General features: G+C 37.1%; 15 protein-coding genes. 3 read left to right on the forward strand and 12 right to left on the reverse strand.

All coding sequences use genetic code 11. From position 1 onward, the window contains the following. Positions 1-70: 70 nt before the first annotated feature. The 6 genes from AB5M32_RS04505 to AB5M32_RS04530 form a co-directional block, all read right to left on the reverse strand. Complete coding sequence (locus AB5M32_RS04505; RefSeq protein WP_025480128.1) at positions 71-418, reverse strand: helix-turn-helix transcriptional regulator; 348 nt, start codon at positions 416-418, stop codon at positions 71-73. A gap of 14 nt (positions 419-432) precedes the next feature. Continuing rightward, positions 433-2,160 (reverse strand): phospho-sugar mutase, encoded by a 1,728-nt coding sequence (locus tag AB5M32_RS04510; protein ID WP_178285840.1) that lies wholly within the window; start codon positions 2,158-2,160, stop codon positions 433-435. 128 nt (positions 2,161-2,288) lie between these two features. Continuing rightward, positions 2,289-3,167: a hypothetical protein gene (locus AB5M32_RS04515; RefSeq protein WP_368024346.1), complete on the reverse strand. Its 879-nt coding sequence runs from the start codon at positions 3,165-3,167 to the stop codon at positions 2,289-2,291. A gap of 464 nt (positions 3,168-3,631) precedes the next feature. After that, a complete protein-coding gene (gene trxB / locus AB5M32_RS04520) occupies positions 3,632-4,561 on the reverse strand; it encodes a thioredoxin-disulfide reductase (protein WP_178285836.1) in 930 nt (309 codons plus the stop codon). A gap of 146 nt (positions 4,562-4,707) precedes the next feature. Then, complete coding sequence (locus AB5M32_RS04525; RefSeq protein ID WP_178285834.1) at positions 4,708-6,141, reverse strand: 6-phospho-beta-glucosidase; 1,434 nt, start codon at positions 6,139-6,141, stop codon at positions 4,708-4,710. Between the two features lie 13 nt (positions 6,142-6,154). Then, positions 6,155-7,549 carry a 6-phospho-beta-glucosidase gene (locus tag AB5M32_RS04530; protein ID WP_178285832.1) on the reverse strand — a complete coding sequence of 465 codons (1,395 nt, stop codon included), beginning with the start codon at positions 7,547-7,549 and terminating at the stop codon, positions 6,155-6,157. Positions 7,550-7,769: 220 nt separating this feature from the next. On the opposite strand from AB5M32_RS04530, the gene AB5M32_RS04535 reads away from it, so the two are divergent. Then, on the forward strand, positions 7,770-8,660 hold the full coding sequence (locus AB5M32_RS04535) for a MurR/RpiR family transcriptional regulator (RefSeq protein ID WP_063627387.1): 891 nt from the start codon (positions 7,770-7,772) through the stop codon (positions 8,658-8,660). A 584-nt stretch (positions 8,661-9,244) separates the two neighbouring features. On the opposite strand, the gene AB5M32_RS04540 is transcribed toward AB5M32_RS04535, so the two are convergent. The 3 genes from AB5M32_RS04540 to AB5M32_RS04550 all read right to left on the reverse strand — a co-directional run bounded on the left by AB5M32_RS04540 (position 9,245) and on the right by AB5M32_RS04550 (position 13,172). Then, positions 9,245-11,023 (reverse strand): ABC transporter ATP-binding protein, encoded by a 1,779-nt coding sequence (locus tag AB5M32_RS04540; RefSeq protein WP_010718540.1) that lies wholly within the window; start codon positions 11,021-11,023, stop codon positions 9,245-9,247. Then, on the reverse strand, positions 11,013-12,773 hold the full coding sequence (locus AB5M32_RS04545; RefSeq protein WP_034700948.1) for an ABC transporter ATP-binding protein: 1,761 nt from the start codon (positions 12,771-12,773) through the stop codon (positions 11,013-11,015). The genes AB5M32_RS04540 and AB5M32_RS04545 overlap by 11 nt, the downstream gene beginning before the upstream one ends. A 174-nt stretch (positions 12,774-12,947) precedes the next feature. Then, positions 12,948-13,172: a YneF family protein gene (locus AB5M32_RS04550; RefSeq protein ID WP_063627389.1), complete on the reverse strand. Its 225-nt coding sequence runs from the start codon at positions 13,170-13,172 to the stop codon at positions 12,948-12,950. Positions 13,173-13,410: 238 nt separating this feature from the next. On the opposite strand from AB5M32_RS04550, the gene AB5M32_RS04555 reads away from it, so the two are divergent. Beyond that, positions 13,411-14,988, forward strand: a complete 1,578-nt coding sequence (locus tag AB5M32_RS04555) for an Nramp family divalent metal transporter (RefSeq protein WP_368024347.1) — start codon at positions 13,411-13,413, stop codon at positions 14,986-14,988. Positions 14,989-15,231: 243 nt separating this feature from the next. On the opposite strand, the gene AB5M32_RS04560 is transcribed toward AB5M32_RS04555, so the two are convergent. Continuing rightward, entirely contained in the window at positions 15,232-16,131 is a 900-nt protein-coding gene (locus AB5M32_RS04560) for a deoxyribonuclease IV (protein ID WP_081128037.1), read from the reverse strand. 291 nt (positions 16,132-16,422) lie between these two features. Here AB5M32_RS04560 and AB5M32_RS04565 point away from each other — a divergent pair, with 291 nt between their 5' ends. Then, entirely contained in the window at positions 16,423-18,768 is a 2,346-nt protein-coding gene (locus tag AB5M32_RS04565) for a transglycosylase domain-containing protein (protein ID WP_178285830.1), read from the forward strand. 89 nt (positions 18,769-18,857) lie between these two features. On the opposite strand, the gene AB5M32_RS04570 is transcribed toward AB5M32_RS04565, so the two are convergent. After that, positions 18,858-21,239: a hypothetical protein gene (locus AB5M32_RS04570; protein WP_178285828.1), complete on the reverse strand. Its 2,382-nt coding sequence runs from the start codon at positions 21,237-21,239 to the stop codon at positions 18,858-18,860. A 513-nt stretch (positions 21,240-21,752) separates the two neighbouring features. After that, complete coding sequence (locus AB5M32_RS04575; protein WP_178285826.1) at positions 21,753-24,206, reverse strand: hypothetical protein; 2,454 nt, start codon at positions 24,204-24,206, stop codon at positions 21,753-21,755. Between the last annotated feature and the right edge of the window lie 148 nt (positions 24,207-24,354).

Genomic DNA, 24,354 nt, shown 5'->3' on the forward strand with positions numbered 1-24,354 from the left:
ACACGTGTCTGCTGGCTTTTTTATTCAGTATAATCTATTCACATTCCCTTAGAAATGCCTCATTCTTATTTTACTGATGTTCCACATGTTTCAAGGTTTGTTCCAAGATATCCAACACGTGAAAATCATCTAAACTATACAATATTGCTTTGCCTTCACGATGCGATTTAACCACATGGTTCTCCCTTAATAAACGTAGTTGGTGGGAAACAGCGGATTGTTCCATTTCCACTGCTTGGCTGATGGCCGTCACATTTTGTTCTCCATCTTTTAAATACATCAATATTTTCAATCGGGTAGGATCACTTAAGACTTTAAATAATTGACTCACTTTTTCTATTTCGCTTTTTGGTGTGTCTGTCAACCGATTCACCTCCATAAAAAAAGACTGACTTCTAAAGTTTACCACTTTTTCCATCAGTCTCAATTATTTTATTCTTCTGTCATTGATTTGATGATTGCTTCATAGGTATCGATCTTTTCTTGTGCCTCTTGTGCGGAATTGCCTTTTACACCGATATAGAATTTGATTTTTGGCTCTGTTCCTGAAGGACGGATCGCTACCCAACCATGTTCTTCTAATACATATTTTAATACGTCAGATGGAGGTGTCGTTAATTTTTCCACTCGTCCAGCTGAATCTGTTTTCGTTAATTCTTTGAAATCTTCTGTTTGAAGAACTTTTGCTCCAGCAAATTCTGATGGGGCATGGTCACGGAATTTCTTCATCAAAGCAGCGATTTTGGCTGAACCTTCTTGACCACTCATCGTGACTGAGATTGTTTTTTCAGCAAAATAACCATATTTTTCAAAAATCATTTGTAAGCCGTCATAAAGTGTCTTCCCTTGTTTTTTATAAAAAGCAGCCACTTCGGCTAACAATAAGAGTGCTTGGATTGCATCTTTATCACGTACAAATGGTTTGACCAAGTAACCATAGCTTTCTTCAAAACCAAACATAAATGTATGAGAATGATCTTTTTCAAATTGATGGATTTTTTCTGCAATAAATTTAAAGCCTGTTAAGACATTGATCATCGTAGCACCATAGCTTTCAGCGATGGCTGCAGGAAGTTCACTTGATACGATTGACTTAAGTACGGCTGCATTTTCAGGTAAAGTCCCTCGTGATTGATGTGCTTCTAAAATATATTGAATCATTAACGCACCGATTTGATTACCGGTCAAAACTTTATAAGAGCCATCAGGTTGGCGAACTGCTGCTCCTAAGCGATCCGCATCAGGATCAGTCGCAATCAATAAATCAGCGCCTTCTTTTTCACCTAAACGAATCGCATACTCAAATGCTGAATGTTCTTCAGGATTTGGTGATTGAACCGTTGTAAAGTCAGGATCAGCTACAGCTTGTTCAGGTACAAGCATAAATTGTTCGAAACCAGCTTGTTGTAATGCTCTTTCTCCTAGCATTTTTCCTGTACCATGAAGGGGTGTAAACACCAATTTTAAGTCTTTCCCCATTGTTTGGACTAATTCTTGATCAATCGTGACTGCTTTGATTTCTTCCAAATATGCTTTATCGACTTCTTCACCAATGATCGTAATCAATCCACTAGTTTCTACTTCGTCATCAGCTAAAACAGCGACTTTTAAAGGATTACTTACTTCACGTACATATTTTGTCAATGCATCCGCATCAGCGGGTGGCATTTGTCCGCCATCTTCTCCATAAACTTTATAGCCATTGTAAGCTGCTGGGTTATGAGAAGCTGTCACCATGATTCCCGCAAACGTATTCAAATGACGAACAGCGAAAGAAAGTTCAGGTGTTGGACGTAGACTCTCAAAGACAAAAGAAGGAATATCGTGTTGTGCCAAAGTCTTCGCTGCTTCCATCGCAAATTCAGGCGATTGATGACGTGAATCATAAGCAATCGCTACACCGCGACGTTTTGTTTCTTCTCCTTGTGTATCCATAAAACGTGCCAGCCCTTCTGTTGCTTGTCTGACCGTATAAATATTCATTCGATTGATCCCAGGACCTAAAATCCCCCGCATTCCTGCTGTTCCAAATTCTAAAGGAGCATAAAAAGCATCTTCCAGCTTTTCAGAATCCTGACTAAGATCAGTTAATTGTTTTTTTAAATTTTCTTCTAAATTTTCTTCATTGGCCCATTGTTGGTATACTTGTTCCCAAGACATGAAGCGAACACCTCTTTCTAAAATATCTACCTCTTTCAGTATAGCATTCTCTTTTTAGATAGAAAAGTCAGAAGGAAAAATAAGCGCAGATGGGGACTTCTTTTCTTACACAAAAATCATGATTATCCTTATAACATTAAAACAGCATCTTTCTTTTGACATTGCAATAAATCGTTGTGATCATCTGATTGACATTTTGTATTTTTTAAAATATCCAATAATGTTCTTTTTTTATTTGTTTGTCCTTCTTTCTTTTGCAAAGTTCCAAGATTATTCCAACTTTTCGGCTGGTATGCTTGCCAAACTTCTGGTTCCTGTTCCCAAGGGGCTTTTACTTTTTCTCCTTGAGAAATAAAAGTAACTTTTCCGCGTAATTTCTCCCAATTGCGGTAAACATAACGTAGTTCGCCAGAGGTTGTAGACTTTCTTCCCTCATCTTCAAAATTACATTTGGCTAGATAATCTTCGGCTAGAACAAGCTTAATATCTATTCCATCTAAGCAAAAATAAAGTTCCATATCTTGCTTTTCCATCACTATATCCAAACCAATTTTACAGCCTCTATCCACGTGCAAAAAATGTTCACGACGAGCTTTATTCTTAAGGACATCTTGATAGATAGTTTTTAATTCATTTTTCTGATTCATTTGAGTGCCACGAAAATAATTTTCCCATAATGGCCAGTGTTTCTTGCTTTCATCCACATAATTAAACCATTCTTTGGAAAACTTTGAAAAAGTTTCTTCAGAACAACAGATACTATCCTCTTTCGCCTTTAATCTAGTATTTTCTCTGTCTAATATATCCCTAATTTCGTTATTGTATTCATCAATAAAAATGGGAACATGATTTTTTTTTGCTTCCTCTTTTGCTTGTTCTAAATTTCCCAGTTTTTCTTCCGCTAGCTCTATTGCCTCATCTAGATCAACTGCAGAGTAACCTTGACTTCTCGCATACGCCACTCGTGCATTAGCTAATCCATAAATTAAAATAGTTTCTTTTGTCATATTTCCCTCTCCTTTTCATTTATTTCTGACAACAATAGTCATTTTCTGGAAAGTCAGTTCGGGGAACAACGAGCCATTTCTATCGTTTGAATATGTGTCTCTTTTCTTTGACTGGAAGTGGCTAGCTTTTTATGTAGTTTACGAGTAGCCTCTGTTCCCATAGTTATTGCATCACCGAGTACTCTTTTTTCCTTGTCCTTCTCCTTTCCCTATTTCCATCAAAATGCCTGTTCATTGTATCACGTGTTAAATTCACTCGGAGGGCAAAAAATCCTGTTCTCAAAAAAAATAGTTCTCTCTTAATGATTGAAGTGCCAGTAACAAGCGATCGTATCTAAAAACAACTCCTCTTTTCCATGAACAAATTCTGTCCACAAAAAAGCTGAGGACAACGTTTGTCCTCAGCTTTTTAGTAGTATAAAAATGGATAGTATTCAAGAAGCTCTTCACCTCTTTTGATCACTTTACGCTTGTGTTGCTTCTTCTAATGCTTCTAAATATTTATAGACTTGTTGACCAGCGATGCCTCCATCGCCGACTGCTGTCGTGATTTGTCGTAAATCTTTTTCACGAACATCGCCAATAGCGAACACGCCAGGCATAGTCGTACGCATGTCTTGATCAGTCGGGATCCAACCCGCTTCATTGGTTAAACCAGCTTTTTTAAATGGTTCAGTCAATGGATCTAATCCTACGTAAATAAACACGCCATCTGCTGCTAAATCAACGGTTTCATTCGTTTTCACATTATGCGCTTTAACCCCTGTGACCACCATATCATTACCAACGATTTCATCTGTGACAGTGTCCCAGACAAATGAAATCTTTTCGTTAGCGAATGCACGATCTTGGATGATTTTTTGGGCACGTAATTCGTCTCTTCGATGAACGATCACGACTTCAGAAGCAAATTGTGTTAGATAGATGGCTTCTTCTACCGCAGAATCGCCACCGCCGATCACGACTAAGCGTTTGTTTCGGAAAAAAGCACCGTCACATACTGCACAATAGGAAACACCTCGTCCAGCGTATTCTTCTTCTCCAGGAACACCTAACTTACGATGGATACAACCCGTTGCGATAATCACTGTTTTGGCTTCATAAGATTGATCTTCACAGATCACTTCTTTGTAATTTCCATGGTCTTTGATGTCTTGCACAATTCCATAGACATTTTCTGTTCCAAATTTAGTGACACCTTCATACATTTTATATGCAAGGTCAGGTCCCATAATGGAATCAAATCCAGGGTAATTTTCAACTTCAGCGGTGTTATTCATTTGTCCACCCGGTGCGCCTTGTTCAATCATAGCAACTGAAAGATTTGAACGTGACGCATATAACGCAGCAGTCATTCCAGCAGGTCCAGCACCAATCACGATAACATCATACATATGTACATTCCTCCATTATAAAAATCAAGTAAGCTTACTTTACAGCCTATAGAAAAAAAAGTCTATTGTTCTGCTTACTCTTTCCTCGAATAGATTTATTATACTCGAAAAATTAGTTTAAAAACAATAGACTTTTATTTCATTCACTATTCGTTACTTAAATCTTCTCCATTTGTTGCAATGACTTTTTTATACCAGTTGAACGATTTCTTTTTCGAGCGTTCCAATGTCCCATTTCCTTCGTTGTCACGGTCAACGTAGATGAACCCATAGCGTTTCTTCATTTCGCCAGTCCCAGCAGAGACAAGATCGATACAGCCCCAAGTCGTGTAGCCTAGGAGATCCACACCATCGAGTTCAACCGTATCTTTCATTGCTTGGATATGTTGTGCTAAATAATCGATCCGATAGTCGTCTTCTACATAGCCATTTTCATCTGGTGTATCAATGGCACCTAACCCATTTTCGACGATGAACAATGGCTTTTGGTAACGATCATAAAGATCATTCATCGTGATACGTAACCCCAATGGATCAATTTGCCAGCCCCATTCACTGGCTGAAAGATAAGGATTTTTAGCCGATTCAAAAATATTACCGGCCGTTTGCTCTAATACTTTTGGATCAGTAGTAGCTACCCGGGAAGAGTAATAGGAGAATGAAATAAAATCAACGGTATGTTCTTTTAATATTTCTAAGTCAGTTGGTTCCATCTCGATTTTGATTCCATTACGTGCCATTTCTTTTAAGGCATAGGCTGGATAACTTCCCCTTGACTGGACATCAATAAAGAAATAGTTTTCCCGGTCCGCCTTTCTTGACGCCCAGACATCTTCAGGTTTACAAGTGTAAGGATAATTTGCGCCAGCTGCTAACATACAGCCAACTTTATTTTCTGGATCCACTTCATGAGCGATCTTTGTAGCGATTGCACTAGCAACTAGTTCATGATGGGCTGCCTGGTATTTGATTTGTTCCACATCGTCCCCTTCTTCAAAATACAATCCAGCGCCCATAAATGGAGCATGTAAAATCATATTGATTTCGTTGAAGGTCAACCAGTATTTCACTAGTCCTTTGTAACGATTAAAAATGACATGGCAAAGTCTTTCATAAAACTCTATCAACTTTCGAGAACGCCAAGCACCATATTCTTTGACCAAATGCATCGGACAATCAAAATGAGTAATCGTCACTAACGGTTCGATTCCATATTTTTGACATTCTTTAAAGACATCTTCATAGAACTTCAACCCTTCTTCATTTGGTTCCTTTTCATCACCTTTTGGAAAAATACGACTCCACCCAATGGATAAGCGATAGGTTTTAAATCCCATTTCCGCAAAAAGTGCAATATCCTCTTTGTAACGATGGTACATATCAATGGCCGTTTTTGCTGGATAAAAATGTTCCTCATCAAAGTCAAACATTTTTTGTTTCCCAGTGATCACTGAAAAACGATCTTTACCGATCGGAACAACATCAACATTAGCTAAACCACGTCCACCTTCAGCGTAGCCTCCTTCACATTGATTGGCAGCCGTTGCGCCACCCCATAAAAAGTCTTTCCTAAATGCCATCCTACTTCCTCCATTATTGTTTTTGATAAGTTTTTGTCAGGTTGTTTGCTATTTCATCTTGTACTTCGATCCCCTCTTCTTTTAAGCGGTGGATCGTTTCCTTAAATTGTGGCAAATACGCTTCGTGAGCAACAAACAATTCATCCATGATCCGTTTCGCTGTTTCACCCGACCGTACTAAGGGATTGATCGTAAATGCTTGAAGCGCTGTGCCATAATTACCCGTCACTGCCGCTTCGATCGTCAATAATTCCATATTTTTCATGACTTGAAGCCAGCCACGTTCAGCTGGTGGCAAAGAACCGAAAGCAACGTTACGTGCCCCTTGTGCCCCGACATACGCTGTGACCTCCACGACACAATCAGCAGGCAGATCAGGAACAGCGCCGTCATTTTTTGTTGAAACAACGATTTGGGTTTCTTTATTGGCATAGATCGAAGCGATCGTTTCACAGGCAGCATCTGAATAATAAGCACCCCCACGTTGTTGTAACTGTTCTGGTTTATGGTCCAGTTCTGGGTCCTGATACAACTCAAATAATTCTGCTTCCGTTTTTTTAACTTGTTCTGCTCTTGTACCAATTGTTTGATATTCTTCTAAAGCATGGTTCAACATTTCTTCTTCACGATAATAATAGCGATGGTAGCCACAAGGAATCATTTGCATTTGTTGTAATTGTTCCTTGAAAAACGGCACATCGAATATATTTTTTGGTAAGCCATTATTTTCAGCATAAAGTCGGTCGATTAGCTCATTCGTTCGATCGTTTCCATGTGAATCTGCTACTTTATGCCAATGAAAGTGATTGAGTCCAGCAAATTTATAAATCAAGTTTTCTTTTGTTTCTCCCAGCATTTCTGGCTCTGTCATCATTGCCATAACTGGTACATTACAAAGCCCAATTACCTTTTCCCATTTTCCGTAGCGAACGACAGCTTCTGTAACCATTCCACTAGGATTGGCAAAATTGATCAGCCAAGCATCTGGACATAGTCTTTTCATATCTTCTACGATTGAAAGAATGACCGGAATGGTACGAAACGCTTTGAACATCCCGCCAGCTCCATTGGTTTCTTGTCCAAGCATGCCATAATATGCAGGGATTCGTTCATCTTTTACTCTGGCATCTAATTGACCTACTCGAAACTGAGTTGTCACAAAATCAGCATCCCGCAGTGCTTCTTCTCGATCCAACGTCGCATAGATCTTAACATCATAAGGCGAAGCATCCCACATTCGTTGAGACATTTCACTGACGATTCTTAGTTTTTCTTGACCATCTGCTACATCCACTAACCAGATTTCTTTAATCGGTAATTCTTCATATCGTTTAATAAACCCTTCCATCAATTCAGGGGTATAGCTACTTCCGCCACCAATTGTTGCAATCTTCACTTTTCGTTCCATGAGCTTCCTCCTTTTTTGTTTTTACAACTATATTATGTTTTTTGTAAACGAAAACAACAAGTTAACTTTATTCTTTTGCATTTCCATTTACAAAAATTCATTATATAGCCGATTATTTTGTAAAAATCTTGTATAAGAACAACGAACGATTGACGAACCAACAAATAGCGCTTACAATATTTTTACACAAAAAATTAAAAACATGTAAAAGAGGATCGTCATGCTATTAAAAGAAAAACTAAAAAAAATTGCTTTTTCTCCCGCAGAAACAGAAGTGATCCATTTTATTCAAAGCCATGAACATCAACTCAAAGAAGCAACAATTCAACAAATTGCGAAGGCATGTTATGTCCATCCTTCTACGTTGATTCGGATTGCCAAAAAGGCTGGGTTCAACGGTTGGGTCCACTTTAAGGAAGCTTTTTTGGCGGAAAACGAGTATTTGGAAGGAAATTTTCAAGAAGTTGATGCCAACCTTCCCTTTCTAGAAAACGATGGAATCATGTCTATTGCGAACAAAGTCGCTGCACTGGAACGAATGACGATTGAAGACACACTCTCATTGCTTCACCACGATGACTTACAACGAGCAAAACAGCTTTTATTGAAAGCAAAAAAAATTGTCCTTTTTTCTAGTAATTCGAATACTTTGATCTCGCAGGCTTTTATGTTGAAAATGAAGCGAATCAAACGAGACGTAACAATCGTGACGACTTCAGGCGAATCCTACTATGAAGCCTACAACTGTACGCCTGATACTTGCGCAATCTTAATTTCTTATACCGGCGAAAATAAAATGATGTTACGAACAGCCAAGATTTTGCAAGAAATCAATGTGCCGATTTTAACATTGACGAGTATTGGTGATTCCACTCTTTCTACTTTCAGCTCAGCTATCCTTCGTATCACTACCAGAGAACGATTGTATTCCAAAATCAGTAATTTTACGATCAATACCTCGATTTGTTACTTACTGGACGTGCTATATAGCTGTATCTTTGCAGAGGAATATCAAAAAAACCTCAACCATTTAATCAATATCGGACAAAAAGTAGACGATCGCCCAATCAGCTCCTCTATTATGGAAGAGCCTCCTGCAATTAAGGAATAAATTATCTTATCCTACACTTTTTGCTCGCTTACTTGTTTCCTCTTTTCACCATCTAGCTTGTATAAGTTAGTCGGAAAAGAAAAAACCCAAAAAAGTTATCCACGACGACATGGATATTTTTTAGGTTTTGTTTGCTTAAATTTCATGTTGTTTTTCGTAGTTGTTAGCAGTTGGACTAGGCTCAGTAGCGCCTATTAGTCCACGTTCTCTTGCCTGACTAAAACTTGCTCCCCCCCTCACTCTCTTTGTTTCTTTGTTTTGATTCAATTGATGAGAGTTGTTCCATTTTGGCAGCCACTACTTTTTTGAGCTCTTCTACGGATACTTTTGGATCATCAATCTTGTCGGCCATTAAGTCTACCAAAACTACTTTTTGTTTTTCATTAAGTTCTGACAGACGATAAAATGTCTCCGCTAAGAAATGATCACTAAATAGTTATTTTATATCTGTTTTGTTTATTTCAAACGCTATTGTTCAAGGTACTCTACTTCTGATACTCAATAAAATTTTCTTTATTAAAAAAACAGAGAAAAAGAAGATGATTTCCTCTTTTTCTCTGTCTGATTACTTCTATTTGGAACAACTATTCACTTTGAAGTTTATACATATCAGCATACAGTCCTTCTTTTACTAGCAACTCCTGGTGGGTTCCTTGTTCAACGATTTTTCCTTTATCCAAGACAAGAATGAGTTCCGCATCTTTGATCGTTGACAAGCGGTGCGCAATCGCAATAGTGGTTCTTCCTTGACGCATCTTTGCTAATCCTTCTTGGATCAACCCTTCTGTCTCGGTATCAATATTGGCAGTTGCTTCATCTAAAACCAAGATTTTAGGATCAGTAACAATGGTTCGTGCGAATGTGATCAATTGTCGTTGTCCACTAGAATAACTTGCGCCTCGCTCAATCACTTTTGAATGATACCCATTTGGTAATTCATTAATAAAGCGATCTGCTTGGACAAATTCTGCCGCTGCACGTATCTGTTCATCTGTGATCGCTGGATCCATCATACGTATATTTCCTGCAATATCCCCATAGAATAGAAAAGCATCTTGGAGAACTAACCCCATTTTTTTACGAAGTTCAGCAATCGGATATTCCCGAATATCACACCCGTCAATTAAAATCTGCCCTTCATAAAATTCATAAAAACGCATCAAGACATTAATGATCGAACTTTTCCCACTGCCAGTATGACCGACTAATGCGACAGTTTCACCAGGATTGGCAACAAAAGAAATGTTGTTCAACACCTTATTTTTCCCATCATAGGAAAAGCTGACATTACGAAATTCGATTTTCCCTTCAGTGATGGTTTTGTTTGCTCCTTCATGTTGCTGTGGTGCGTATTCTTCTGTGTCCATGATTTTTAAGATTCTGCTACCAGCGACGATCCCGTCAGTGAATATACTTAAGAAATCCATCATTTGAGACATCGGATTGAAGAACCCTTGGACATATGTGGTGAAAGCATAGATCAGCCCAACTTCCACTGGTGATTTTAAGGCATCTAAACCAAAAAGTGTCAGTGCCCAAGCAATGGCTAATGCATATAAAAAGCTGATAATCGGGCTCAATAACAGCGAATTGGTTTTGATCATAGCGTATCGTGTATTGAGATAATCCGTATTGACCGCTTCAAATTCGTTTGCTAACCGTTTTTCCTGCCGGAATTGCTGGATGATCCGCATCCCTGAAATGGATTCATTTAATTTAGTATTCAACTGACTTAACTTTTCGCGCATATTACGATAAATCCGAGAACTAAATTTTTGATAATACCAGATCACGACTCCTAGAACAGGTAAAAAAAGCAACAGCCATAAAGCAATGCGTCCGTTGATTTGAAACATTGCAATAAAGGAGGAAACTACTGCGAAAATGCCTGTCAATACCATCAGAAAAACATACCAAAATTCAAAAAGCGTTTCGGTGTCATTCGTGACTCTTGAGACAGTCGAGCCGGCTGGTGTCTGGTCAAAATATCTCATTCCCAATGTATGCAATTTTTCAAATAATTTTATACGGATATATTGATAGGTTTTAAGCGAAGCATTGGAATACAAATACCATTGGAAAAACCAGATGATACTTTTGACGATGACCCCAAATAAATACAAGCCTGCAAAAAATAAAATCACTTGTGTCGTAGCAGATTGTTTGGCTAAATATTCATCCATAAAGGTTTGAATGATTCGAGGTAATAGGACATTGATTACTGACAATCCCAAAGCAAACAGGATGGCAATGATGAAAGTCGCTTTAAAGGGTTTAGCAAAATGCAACAAGCGTTTAATGATTTGCTTTTGCTCTCGCAATGGAATGGATTTTGACCATTCGGATTGATAGTTATCTTCCATCATTTTCTCCCCTTTCAATTTTGGCTTCTAACTGTTGTTTTTCCCACATTTGTTTGTACCAACCACCTAAAGCCAATAGCTCGGCGTGACGGCCACGTTCAACGATCTGTCCTTTGTCAATGACGATGATTTCATCAGCATGCATCACACTGCTTAGTCGATGAGCGGCAATGATCGTGGTTTTACTTTGACGAATTTCTTTTAAATTCCGCAAAATTCTTTCTTCTGTTTTAGCATCCACTGCCGACAACGCATCGTCAAGGATCAATAACTCTGGATTTTGGATCAATGCTCTGGCAATCGAGATCCGCTGTTTTTGTCCACCAGATAAGGAAACACCCCGCTCACCAACTAATGTTTCATACCCCTTCGGTAATTCTTTGATCTCTTGGTTGATTGATGCTAACGACGCAGCAGCTTCCACTTCTTCGTTAGATAACTTAGGATCAGAAAAACGGATATTCTCACGAATCGTCATTGAAAACAAAAAATGATCTTGTGGTACATAGCCAATAGAATGTAAAAGAGCATCTAAGGAATATTCTTTGATCGAACGACCACCAAATTTGATTTGTCCTTGATAGTCATCATATTCACGCATCAGCAACTTCATGATCGTGGTTTTTCCAGCACCAGTTTTACCAACAATTCCTAATGTATCCCCTTCTTTAATTGCAAACTTGATTTGTTCCAAGGCGGGTAATTCTTCTTTGGGATAATGGAATTGCGCGATCTCTACATTTAATTCTCCTTTTGCGGGTGTCTTCACTGCACCAAGTTGTTCGACGATATGGGTCTTCTCATGCAAGAGTTCATTCACTCGGTCATAAGAAGCATTTCCTCTTTCCAGAACATTGAACAACCGACCAATAGCAAACATCGGCCAAACCAACATTCCAATGTAACTGATGAAGGAAACCATTTGTCCAATCGTGATCGTGCCATCTAGCACATATTTACCACCCAAGATGATCGTTAAAACATAAGATAACCCAATGATCAGCGTGATAAACGGATCAAACAAAGCATCTAAAAAGTTGACACGTTTATTCTTGGTGATTGCCTGTTCGATTTTTTCTTGAAAATCTGCCAGATCTTCCTGCTCTTGCCCAAAAGTTTTGATTACTTTAATTCCAGTAATACTTTCTTGCGTTTTGTCGTTGATACTAGAAAAAGCTTCTTGTGATTCTCGAAAAGCATCATGTAGTTTTGATCCTAATATCCTTGAAGTAACAGCTAATAGCGGCAAAGGGATCAGAGCAAGTAAAGTCAAGCGCCAGTCAATGAAAAGGATCATGGCAATGATTGTGGTTCCACCAGTAATGACCGAATCAGCAAATGTCAAGATGCCTGCTCCTGCCACATTTTGGATCGCATTTAAATCATTGGTCGCATGTGCCATTAAATCACCTGTACGATATTTTTGATAAAACATACTATCCATACGGGTGAAATGGATAAACAAACGCTGACGTAATTCCTTCTCTAACCTCGCTGCACTTCCCCAAATATTCACCCGCCAAATGAAACGAAAGAGATACTGTAAAATGGCAGATCCGATTAATACAGCGATCCAAAAGACGATAAATCGCATGGAGAGATTCTTATCTGCAATCTCATCGATGATGATCCCGATTACTTTAGGCGGAACTAACTGAACCAAGGCAACACATAATAAAGAAAAAACGCCGATCACATAGTGCTTCTTTTCTTGTTTAAAAAACCAACCCAACTTCCTAAAAATAGACATATTTTTCCTCCTTTTTAACTCCCATCAACCTCTTTTTCTCTTAAAAATTTTGTCAGTGTCACTCATTTTTCTCACTAACTACACAACCTTGTTTTTAATCGCTTCCATAAATCCATCTAACAAAAAAAGCGAGCTGAAATCAATCAGCCCGCTATGATTTGTCCAATGAAAAACCTATTTTTTCCCTTGGTTTTTCATTTGTTGCATCATCTGACGAATTTTCTTTTCAGATGGTTTTTGCCCCATTGACATCATCATTGATCGTAACATGTCCTCATTAACGGGAGGATTTTTTTCTAAATAATCTTTCATATATTTACGCGCAAAAAAGAATCCACCGATTGCGCCGATTAATAAAGCAATAACTGCGATAAGTACGACTATTCCTGTTGTTACCATATAAATCTCTCCTTTCTATTTCCGAATTGCTCTCAATGACTTATTTTACTAAAGTTTTCCCAAAAAAGAAAGGCGTTTTCTTTAGTTTTGGCTAAAAAGTTTATTTTACTGCTTTCCTATAACTTCGCCAAATAGAAGCTTAACCATATATTTTTTTTAGGCAAACCGAATAAATTGCTTTCAATTTTTTTGATGCAGGTGTAGAATGGTGTCGTGAAGAAAATGAGAGGTGATTTTTTTGAGTAATCAATTCCATAAACAAAAATTGATTGAACACACCAACGGCTTATCTTTAGCTGAAGTGAACGGAACAGTCAAAGTTCCTAAAGGGAAAAGTTTTTTTAAAACATTATTAGCTTATTCAGGTCCTGGCGCACTCGTTGCGGTAGGTTATATGGACCCAGGAAACTGGTCGACTTCTATTACAGGAGGTCAAAACTTTCAATATTTACTGATGTCAGTCATTCTTTTATCCAGCTTAGTCGCTATGCTCTTGCAATATATGGCAGCAAAACTAGGCATCGTTAGTCAAATGGATTTAGCCCAAGCCATCCGAGCCCGTACAAGTAAAACACTTGGTGTGATTTTGTGGGTGTTAACTGAATTGGCAATCATGGCAACCGATATTGCAGAAGTAATTGGGGCCGCCATTGCACTTTATTTACTTTTTGATATTCCATTAGTAATTGCTGTATTTATTACTGTTTTTGATGTTTTTGTTTTATTGATGTTAACTAAGATTGGCTTTCGTAAAATTGAAGCGATCGTCGTTTGTTTGATCTTTGTCATTTTATTCGTTTTTGTCTACCAAGTGGCTTTGTCAAATCCCGACTGGAAACATTTATTTGCTGGCTTTGTTCCTAATAGCAAAACGTTTGCTGATTCACCGATGATTGGTGGTGAAACACCATTGACAGGTGCATTAGGAATCATTGGCGCAACTGTCATGCCTCATAATTTGTATCTCCATTCTGCAGTCTCACAAACGAGAGAAATCGATCGGAAAGACCCAACCGATATCGCTCGAGCTGTTCGTTTTACAACTTGGGATTCTAATATTCAATTAACTATGGCTTTTTTAGTCAATGCTTTACTTTTGATCATGGGCGTTGCAGTATTTAAAAATGGTTCTGTGCAAGACCCATCATTTTTTGGGCTTTACGAAGCATTGTCTAATCCTTCTGTTATGAGCAATGATGTATTGACCACTGTAGCAAAATCTGGCATTTTATCTACATTATTTGCTGTTGCCCTTTTAGCTTCTGGACAAAATTCTACGATTACTGGAACACTGACAGGACAAGTGATCATGGAAGGCTTTATCCACATGCGTATGCCGATTTGGTTACGTCGTTTGGTCACACGTCTCTTGTCTGTCATCCCTGTTTTACTCTGTGTCCTCTTTACCAGCACGAAAGGAACGATCGAAGAACATACTGCTTTGAATCATTTGATGAACGAATCTCAAGTATTCCTTGCATTTGCGCTTCCTTTTTCAATGATTCCATTATTGATGATGACAAATAGTGAAGTAGAGATGGGGAAACAATTTAAAAATAATCTATTCGTTAAATCTTTAGGCTGGATCTCCGTAATCAGTCTGACATTCTTGAATTTACGAGGGTTGCCTGGACAAATCGAAAGTTTCTTTGGTGATCAAGCAACTACCAATGAATTGATGTGGGCAGGCAATGTGGCCTACTTGATTATCTTTGCTGTCTTAGCCTTATTGTGTTGGACGATCGTCGACTTGTATAAAGGGAACAAAAGATACGCAGAACGTTTGCAACAACTAACCGTCCAAGAAAATAACTAATAAAAAGATTAGATGATAAAAAAGTTGTTCCTTAAGTGTCCAACTTTAAAAAATAAGCCAAAGAATCCCGAAATAGTTACTCAGGGAAATTCTTCGGCTTATTTTAATTCGTATAACTACATTCAACAGCTTTGATGTCCATTTGTTGAAATGTCTTCGTGAAGAGATAAATCACGTTTTTTTCTACTAATATCAGTAGGTTTTGCACAAATCCTACAATCAAAACTTTAAGGTTTCATTTGTTTATTCATTCACTGCTGCTAATAATTCTGGGAAAGCTTCTGGATCAAAGTGTTTTTCTTTTAACATAGCAATTTCTTTTCCATATGGTGCATAGGCCGTTTTTTTCTCTTTCCCTACATAAGGGGTTTCTAAAATCTTGGCAATATCTGAAAACATCGGTTCATGTACGATTTCTTTCAGTGCATCAAAACCGATCGTCCCGAAACCAATATTAGCATGACGATCCTTATGTGACCCTTGAGGATTCTTCGAGTCATTGATGTGTAACACTTTCAATCGATCCAAGCCGATTACTTTATCAAATTCTGTCATGACACCTGAAAAATCATGACACACGTCATAGCCTGCATCGTTCGTATGACAAGTATCAAATGTCACAGACAGTTTTTCATTCAAAGTCACGCCATCAATGATCTGCGCTAATTCTTCAAATGTCCGACCGACTTCCGTCCCTTTACCAGCCATTGTCTCTAAAGCAATTTGTGCAGTCTGTTCTTTCGTCAAAACTTCATTCAATCCTTCAATGATTTTGGCGATACCAGCTGCGGCACCTGCACCGACATGGGCACCTGGATGCAAAGTGATCTGTGTTGCTCCTAAAGCCTCCGCTCGGACGATCTCTTCTCTTAAAAATTGAACCGCAAAAGGAAACATCTCCGGTTTAATCGTATTTCCCAAATTAATAATATAAGGTGCATGAACCACTATATCAGATAATCCATGTTCCTTCATATACGCTTTCCCCGCTTCGATATTCATGTCTTCAATTGCTTTACGTCTAGTATTTTGCGGTGCTCCAGTATAAATCATAAAGGTTGAAGCACCGTAACTTGCAGCTTCTTCTGCTGCCCCTAATAGCATTTTTTTCCCACTCATGCTTACGTGTGACCCTAATAACATAAAATTCTTCCTCTCCATGAAAAGTGAATCAATGATCGAAATCCTTATCAAGCCATATTCCATTCATTGATAATCACTCTAAATAAGCTAATCTTTTTCTATTTTAACTGAACATATAGGGAAAGAAAAGTTTACGACTCGAAAACGGTCTAATGCTTTAAGTTTCTCGTTCACACTATCATTCAGAAAAAGAAAGTTGAAATAATCCTTATAAAAATCACCATATCTGTTTTTTTGTTCCATTATTTGCTATAATTAGCGAAATAAAACTATTAGTTGAGGTGAACCCTTTTGCCACGTAAAGATACTCGGAAAAAGCAACATCGAAGGAAAAAGCAAAAATGGTTGGGATTAAACATCGCTTTTGGTGTCTTCCAATCATTGACTACTTTTATCGTCGTCCTTCTTCTGCTACTGGCAGCCCTTGGTGTTGGTATCGGAGCTGGTTATTTTGCCTATCTTGTTGAAGATACCGAAATACCATCCAAAGCAACCCTGCAATCAGAGCTTGGCAACATTACAGAAACATCTAAACTTGTTTATGCTGACAATTCTGAAATATCAAAGATCCAAACTGATTTAATGCGGACAGCCGTTCCTTCAGATCAAATTTCGCCTTTATTGAAAACTGCAATCATTAGTACTGAAGATGAGTATTTTGAGCGACATAACGGCTATGTACCAAAAGCTGTTTTGCGTGCTTTATTTTCTGAAGCAACTGGTATCGGTTCTTCCGGTGGTTCCACGTTGACTCAACAGTTAGTCAAACAACAAATCTTAACTGATGAAACAACATTCAAGCGAAAAGCAAATGAAATTTTATTAGCAGCACAAGTCGAGAAACACTTTTCCAAAAATGAAATTATTTCTATGTATCTAAATGTTTCTCCATTTGGTCGAAACAATAAAGGACAAAATATCGCTGGTGTACAAGAAGCAGCGAAAGGAATCTTTGGTGTTAATGCCAAAGATGTCAACTTACCACAAGCTGCCTTTATCGCAGGTTTGCCACAAAGTCCGATCACTTATAGTCCTTATACAAATACTGGGAGTTTAAAAGAAGACCTTTCAGCAGGATTGAATCGAAAAGATGTGGTTCTATTCAGCATGTATCGTGAAAATAAAATCACAAAACAACAATATGAAGAAGCGAAAGCTTATGATCTCACGAAAGATTTCTTACCACAACAGATTGCTGAACAAAGTGATCGTGAGTTTCTATATTATACCGTTATGGGTGAAGCCACAGAGATCATCACTAAACAATTAGCTGAAAAAGATGATGCAGATTTATCTGATAGTTCAGTCTATGATGCCTACTATCAAAAAGCACAACAAACGATCCAAAACAAAGGTTATACGATCCATTCAACGATCGATAAAAATGTTTATGCGGCAATGCAAGAAGCAGCAAAAAGTTATGGACATCTATTAGACGATGGCAAAGCCACACAAGTTGAGACAGGAAATGTCTTGATGGATAATAAAACTGGTCGTATCTATGGTTTTGTTGGTGGTAGAAATTATCTACAAAACCAAAATAATCATGCTTTTGACACCCAAAGACAAGCTGGGTCTTCGATTAAACCAGTACTCGTGTATGGTCCAGCCATCGATATGGGGCTTGTAGGATCAGAATCACGCGTTTCTGATTACGCAACTACGTGGCAAGAAGGAAGTAACGCAGGAGAAAAAATCGTCAATGCAACGAATGAAGGTTCTAATACCTTCCAAACGATTCGAGAGTCTTTGGAATGGTCTAACAATATCCCTGCCTATCATTTATATCAGGATGTTTTAGAAAATGGTGGTTCTAAACAATATGCTTATGAAAATTACTTGGCAAAAATGAATTATCCAACCAACGATAATTGGGGCGTTGAGTCTGCGCCGTTGGGAACCGTTGATGTAACGACTTTGGAACAAACCAATGGCTTCCAAGCTTTAGCTAATGGCGGGGTCTATCAAGAAGGTTATTTGATTGATTCAATTACTGATAACTCAGGAAAAGTCATCTACAAACATGAGGAAAAACCTGTAAGAGTGTATTCTGAAGCTACAGCATCAATTATGAATGATATGATGCGTAGTGTAATCACTGCGAAAATCACGACACCTTTTAAAGATGATATTACTGCTTTAAATCATGAACTGGGACAAGCGGATTGGATCGGCAAAACAGGTTCAACAAATGACTACCGTGATTCTTGGCTGATTGTTTCAACGCCATCTGTTACGATCAGTAGTTGGGCAGGTCACGATGACAACACTGGAATGGACTCAAGAGCCCGATTACGTTCTTCTAGCTATTTAGCCAATCTCATTAATCAAGTATACCAAGCAAATCCAGCGATGTTCGGGACAAAGGATAAATTTGAATTATCTTCTGATGTCTCCAAGAAAAAAGTAGCATCCTTTACAGGACAACTTCCTGGTAAAGTTACTGTTGATAAGAAAACCATCGAAACACCAAGTCAGACAGTTGAATCCCTTTGGGCAAAAAATGGTCCAAAAAAATCAACATTCAAGTTTGGTGTCGGTGGAACGGATGAAAACTATAAAAACTATTGGGGTACTGCTTCATCCTTTGCTCGAGCGCATCCAGCAAAAAAAGAAAATGATAAAGAAAAAGAATAACTCAGATTTTGTCAAATAATATTGATGAAACGCACCAACATTATTTGACAAAGGACCTAAAAAACAGTCGCCAATTATGGCGACTGTTTTTATCTTGTTAATTTTTCAGTAGCGCCCATACGCTTTTTTTCTTGCTGTTTGACTAAGTTCATTGCTTTATTCCTTTTTTGATCCACTGTTTGCTGTTGATGAGTATTTTTATCTGTAGTCGGTGAATATTTAGAATGATTTAGATCATTGGTAGCAGGTTTGCTTTTTTCTTTTTCATATGTGACTGGTTCCCATACCCCAATTTCAAACCACAGCGGGTTCGTTTCACTTGATTTCTTTAGGTTATCTGACTGTTGGTCATTTCCATTGATATTCATCGAGGGCTCAGCTTTTTCTAAATATAGGCTGGTTCCTTCTTTGAATTTAGGAGCAGTCAAGTTTTTAAAGGTGCTAGGGTTAAAACTATTTAGATCATTGGTAGCAGGTTTGCTTTTTTCTTTTTCATGTATGACTGGTTCCCATACCCCAATTTCAAACCACAGCGGGTTCGTTTCACTTGATTTCTTTAGGTTATCTGACTGTTGGTCATTTCCATTGATATTCATCGAGGGTTCAGCTTTTTCTAAATATAGGCTGGTTCCTTCTTTGAATTTAGGAGCAGTCAAGTTTTTAAAGGTGCTAGGGTTAAAACTATTTAGATCATTGGTAGCAGGTTTGCTTTTTTCTTTTTCATGTATGACTGGTTCCCATACCCCAATTTCAAACCACAGCGGGTTCGTTTCACTTGATTTCTTTAGGTTATCTGACTGTTGGTCATTTCCATCGATATTCATCGAGGGCTCAGCTTTTTCTAAAGGTAGGCTTACATCATCTTTGTCTTTTCCTTTAAAGTCACCTGATTGCTGGTTATCCCCTTCTTTGACAGTCATCACTTGCTTACTTTCGATTTCCCTACAATAATCGCTATTGTTTTCTCTATTTGGCTCTTCAGGACTTTGCATTTTACTTTCATCTTTATTCCAATTGGTTCTTTCGCTACTGTTCGTTTGTACTTCTATCCATACTTGTGGGTCATGCTGTTTTTGTTTCTCTTCTTCCAAACGTATGCTGTCAACCCTTTTTTGATTACGTTCATTTGAAGCTTCACGTCTTTTTCTCCATTTGTTGACAGGATCTAATAACTCAATAGATTGATTGTTTTGAAATTGGATGACTGTATCATTTTCCATGCTTTTTTTCAAAATATCGTTAAAATTGTCTCTAAACCGTCCATATATTTGACTTACTTTCCTACTAATGCTAACTAAAATAGCATCGATTTTACTGTCAGACAATTCACTTTTTTTCAAAGTAGAAAGATATTCAAAAGAATAACTCTCCGTATGTAAACCTATATGTTTTGCTAAGATATAACCAATCGCTTCTGATTTAAAATATTCTAATTGGTCTGGATAATCGGTACTAGTCCCTCTTGTCTTATGTATGGCTGAACGCATAAAGTTACTCAATGTTTGTTTATCATTCATCCCTGATTGAATCTCGATTGGCATACTTTTAAATTGGTTAATACTTTGGAACAAAATTTGGTAGAGAAATGAATCAACTGTTTGATTCCCTACATAGTATGCTGGTCTGGGTATTTCTTGCTTTTCCGCTAATTCACTAACATCGAAAACCTGTACTAGAAAAGAGGCTGTTAGTTTACTTTTTGTTTCTTTGTCGAAACGTACTTCTGTATGGTCTCTATAAAGTGCGTCTGGACCCAGTTTTAATTTTTTTTCTAGCTTCTTCCATTCCCGAGCCTCGAGAGCTAATTGGACATCTGGTTTTTGGGCGATCAGGTTTTGGGTTATTTTTGAGTGTTGCCAAGGAAGATGCGCTGTAACAGATAAAAACTTAATAAAATTATCCTCTTCTAGAAAAGTTGAAAGTTGTTTTTTTCGATACGTTTCAATCCCTTCCCTATCCCCCCGTTTATTCAAGCTTTGTATACTTTTATCGTCTATTCCCTCATTAAACCTAAGATTTAGTATATATTCAACTCCTTCTGGAAATAAGTCAATTGAGTTAACCAACTTATTACCACGTTCATTAATATGATGTGCCATACTTACAAAATAATAAAATTTTTCTATGATCTTTTCTTTATTTTCTTCTATAAACGGACGATATAATTCCATTCCCGGATCCTTAGTTACTATTACCAGTGAAGAATCAAGATACAAGGAATGATTAAAAACAAAACCTGGAGTACAGCGACGATTGTTCTTGTACTTCTCTTCCATTACTGGCAATGGATATACAAACTCTGTAAAAATTTTCTCTGTAAAAGATTTAATAGGAATATACCAATTTCTCCTATTTCTTTCCAATGCAAGATATGTCCTATTTAAATTTTCTAATGTTATTTCTTTGTACTTTGAAGTTTTTAACTCATCGTAAACATCAGGAAGCAGTTTCACAAAATAAATATCTGACATTTATAACTTCTCCTTACAATTTAGATTTTCTCTTCTGATAGAGATTCCATTTCATTATACGGAATAAAAAGCTAAAATTTGTCCAAGTTTTTACAAAAAAAATAAATAGTTGTTCTTGTTAACTAGCTAAAAGCTTCAACGAATGTTTACTTATTTCAATCACTAAATCTTTTTTAGAAGTTAAAACGAGAGTGGGACAATAGTTCTTTCTCAATCGTTGGCGATTTGGAAATTATAACCTGGTTTGCGCTGTCCATTTCGCATATAACCGTCTTTCATCCACATAAAGGTGGTAACAGTTAATGTTCTACATTTCGTGGTAAAGTTGTTTGGCTGATGGTATAATTTTTAAACATAAAGCACACTCCTTTGATTTTTGTTTAAGCACTTTAATCATACAAGGTTGTGCTTTTTATGTACCTTAAAATCAAAAAAATGGGGAAATAATCAGATTTTTTTCTGACTATTTTCCCACTCTCGTTTTTATCTGGTTATGGTTTTAAAGAAGCTTTTTTATCTTGCCACTGTTCTACGCCCGGATACTCCATTTTTTTTCTGCCGATTGTTTTTATTTGCTTTTTCCTGAGCTATCCTTTGCCATTGCGGAATGAATTTATCTGTAGTCAATGAATTTAGACTGTTAGTATCTACTTTTTCTAAAGTGCTTTTGTTGCTTTTGTTGCTTTTTTTACTTCCTTTTTTTGTAACTGTTTCCCAAGTCATTTCTTCCGGCTCATTTTGATCCGTTTGATGATCTGTCTGCTGATCTTTTCCATTAATAGTCGTCGAAAGTTTAGATTCAGTTCGGTTGGTATCCTCAGCTTTTTTCAAAGATAGGCTTTCACCTTCTTTGGCTTTCATGTCAAACAAGCTTGCAAAGGTTCTAGGGGTAGAAGATTCTTGATGCTCTGTCTGCGGGTTAATTCTATTAATAGTCGTCGAATGTTCAGCTTCATTTCGATTGGTATCCTCAGCTTTACTCAAAGGTAGACTTGCACCTTCTTTGGCTTTAAGGATAATCGATCCTTCAAAAGTTCTAAGTTTAGAACTCTTTAAATCATTGGTAACAACATTTTCTGAAGTACTTGTGTTACTTCCTTTACTTGTGTCTTTTTCCAAAGTTCCTTTCTCAAACCATTGTTGATTCGCTTCTCCGTATTTCTCTAGATTATCTAGCTGATTGTTTCTTTCTGTGCTTGAGTTCTCTTTCCAAGATCTCTCTTTAACTTCTTGTTGCTTAGTACCATTTGATCCTTTAATATGAACTGTCTGTTGCTCATTTCCCTTAATATCCATCGAGAGTTCAGTTTTTTTTATGCTGGCACCCTCAGCTTTTTCCAAGGATATTTTGACTTCAGGTCTAATCAATCCTTTAGAGTCGCCTGATAGCTGGTGGTTCCCTTCTTTGACTTTCCTCACGTGTTTACTTTCGATTTCCCACCAATACTCGCTATTATTTTCGCTATTTTGCCCTTCAGAATTTTGTATTTTACTCTCATATATATTCGGATGGATTCTTTTACTCTTTTTAGTTTTAACTTCTGTCCAAGTTTGTGGATCACGCTGCTGTTTTTCTCCTACTTTCAAACGTTTGTCGCTAAACTTTTTTTTACTATTTTCAATCAAAGCTTCACGTCTTTTTTTCCCTTTATTGACGGGGTCTAATATCTCTATAGATTGATTGTTTTGAAGTTGGGTAACTTTATTCTTTTCGTTACTTTTATTCAAAATAATATTAAATTTTTCTCTAAAGTCATTATATGTTTTATTTACTTCTGAACTAATGCTCTCTAAAATATTATCTATTGTAGTTTCAGACAATTTATTCTGCCTCAAAGTAGAAAGATATTCAAAAGAATAACTCTCCGTAGATAATCCTAAATGTTTTGCTAAGGTATAACCGACCGCTTCTGATTTAAAATATTCTAAATGGTCTTGATCACCGATACTAGTCCATCTTCTCTTATGTATGGCTGAACGCAATAAGATACTCAATTTTTCTTTATCATTCATTCCCGATTGTATCTCGATTGACCTACTTGTAAGTCCTCTGATACTTTGGAATAAAATTTTATAGAGAAATGAATCAACTGTTTGATCTCCTACGTAGTAAGCAGGTCTAGGTATTTCTTGATTTTCCTTTAATTCACTAACATCAAAAACCTGTACTTGAAAATAATCTGTTGGTTTAGAGTTTGTTTTTTTTTTGAAAACTTCTCCTGTATATGCTCTAAGGAGGGATTCCGGACACAGATTTAGTTTTTTTTCAAGTTTCTTCCATTCCCAAGCCTGAAGAGCCAATTGGACGTCTGGTTTTTGGGCGATCAAGATTTGGATTATGCTTGAATCTTGCCAAGGAATATGAGATTTAACAGATAAAAACTTAATAAAATAATCTTCTTCTAGAAAATTTGGAAGTTGTTTTTCTCGATATGCTTCAATCCCTTTTATATCACCTCGTTTGCTCAAATTTTGTATACTTTTATCACTTATTCCCTCATTAAACTTAAGATTGCATATTTCCTCTATTTCTTTTAGAAATAATTCAAGCGTTCCGGTCTTCTTATCGTATACACAATGATTATAATATCCTCTTAGATAATGATAAAAAGCGTCCTTAATTTTTTCCAAATTTTTTTCTATAAACGGTAGGTATAAATCAGCTATCTCTTCACTTTTTATCTTTACTTCTATTACATCTGAAGAGGAAAGATTTAAGGACTGATAGAAAACTAATCCCGGAGAAACAAGATGAGGGTCCTCCTCCAATATTGGCAAAAAAAATACAGAATCTGGATGTTTTGTACTTGTATAAGCTTTAAAAGGAATATACCAATTTCTTTCATTTTGTTCGAACGCAAGATACATTCTTGTTTCTTTATTTAATATCCTATTTTTAGTTTCCTTTGAAGTTATTAAATCATTGTAAACTTCAGGGCGTAGTTTTACAAAATAAAAATCTGACATATACAGTAACTCCTGGCATTTTAGATTTTCTCTTCTGATAGAGATTCCATTTCATTATACGGAATAAAAAGCTAAAATTTGTCCAAATTTTTACAAAAAAATAAATAGTTGTTCTTGTTAACTAGCTAAAAGCTTCAACGAATGTTTA

The organism is Enterococcus sp. C57 (assembly GCF_040887305.1).
GTDB lineage: Bacteria > Bacillota > Bacilli > Lactobacillales > Enterococcaceae > Enterococcus_B > Enterococcus_B hirae.

Coding starts and splice junctions, on each gene's coding strand:
- AB5M32_RS04505 (WP_025480128.1), bottom strand. CDS start 418: ATGGAAAAAGTGGTAAACTTTAGAAGTCAGTCTTTTTTTATGGAGGTG.
- AB5M32_RS04510 (WP_178285840.1), bottom strand. CDS start 2,160: ATGTCTTGGGAACAAGTATACCAACAATGGGCCAATGAAGAAAATTTA.
- AB5M32_RS04515 (WP_368024346.1), bottom strand. CDS start 3,167: ATGACAAAAGAAACTATTTTAATTTATGGATTAGCTAATGCACGAGTG.
- trxB (WP_178285836.1), bottom strand. CDS start 4,561: ATGTATGATGTTATCGTGATTGGTGCTGGACCTGCTGGAATGACTGCT.
- AB5M32_RS04525 (WP_178285834.1), bottom strand. CDS start 6,141: ATGGCATTTAGGAAAGACTTTTTATGGGGTGGCGCAACGGCTGCCAAT.
- AB5M32_RS04530 (WP_178285832.1), bottom strand. CDS start 7,549: ATGGAACGAAAAGTGAAGATTGCAACAATTGGTGGCGGAAGTAGCTAT.
- AB5M32_RS04535 (WP_063627387.1), top strand. CDS start 7,770: ATGCTATTAAAAGAAAAACTAAAAAAAATTGCTTTTTCTCCCGCAGAA.
- AB5M32_RS04540 (WP_010718540.1), bottom strand. CDS start 11,023: ATGGAAGATAACTATCAATCCGAATGGTCAAAATCCATTCCATTGCGA.
- AB5M32_RS04545 (WP_034700948.1), bottom strand. CDS start 12,773: ATGTCTATTTTTAGGAAGTTGGGTTGGTTTTTTAAACAAGAAAAGAAG.
- AB5M32_RS04550 (WP_063627389.1), bottom strand. CDS start 13,172: ATGGTAACAACAGGAATAGTCGTACTTATCGCAGTTATTGCTTTATTA.
- AB5M32_RS04560 (WP_081128037.1), bottom strand. CDS start 16,131: ATGTTATTAGGGTCACACGTAAGCATGAGTGGGAAAAAAATGCTATTA.
- AB5M32_RS04570 (WP_178285828.1), bottom strand. CDS start 21,239: ATGTCAGATATTTATTTTGTGAAACTGCTTCCTGATGTTTACGATGAG.
- AB5M32_RS04575 (WP_178285826.1), bottom strand. CDS start 24,206: ATGTCAGATTTTTATTTTGTAAAACTACGCCCTGAAGTTTACAATGAT.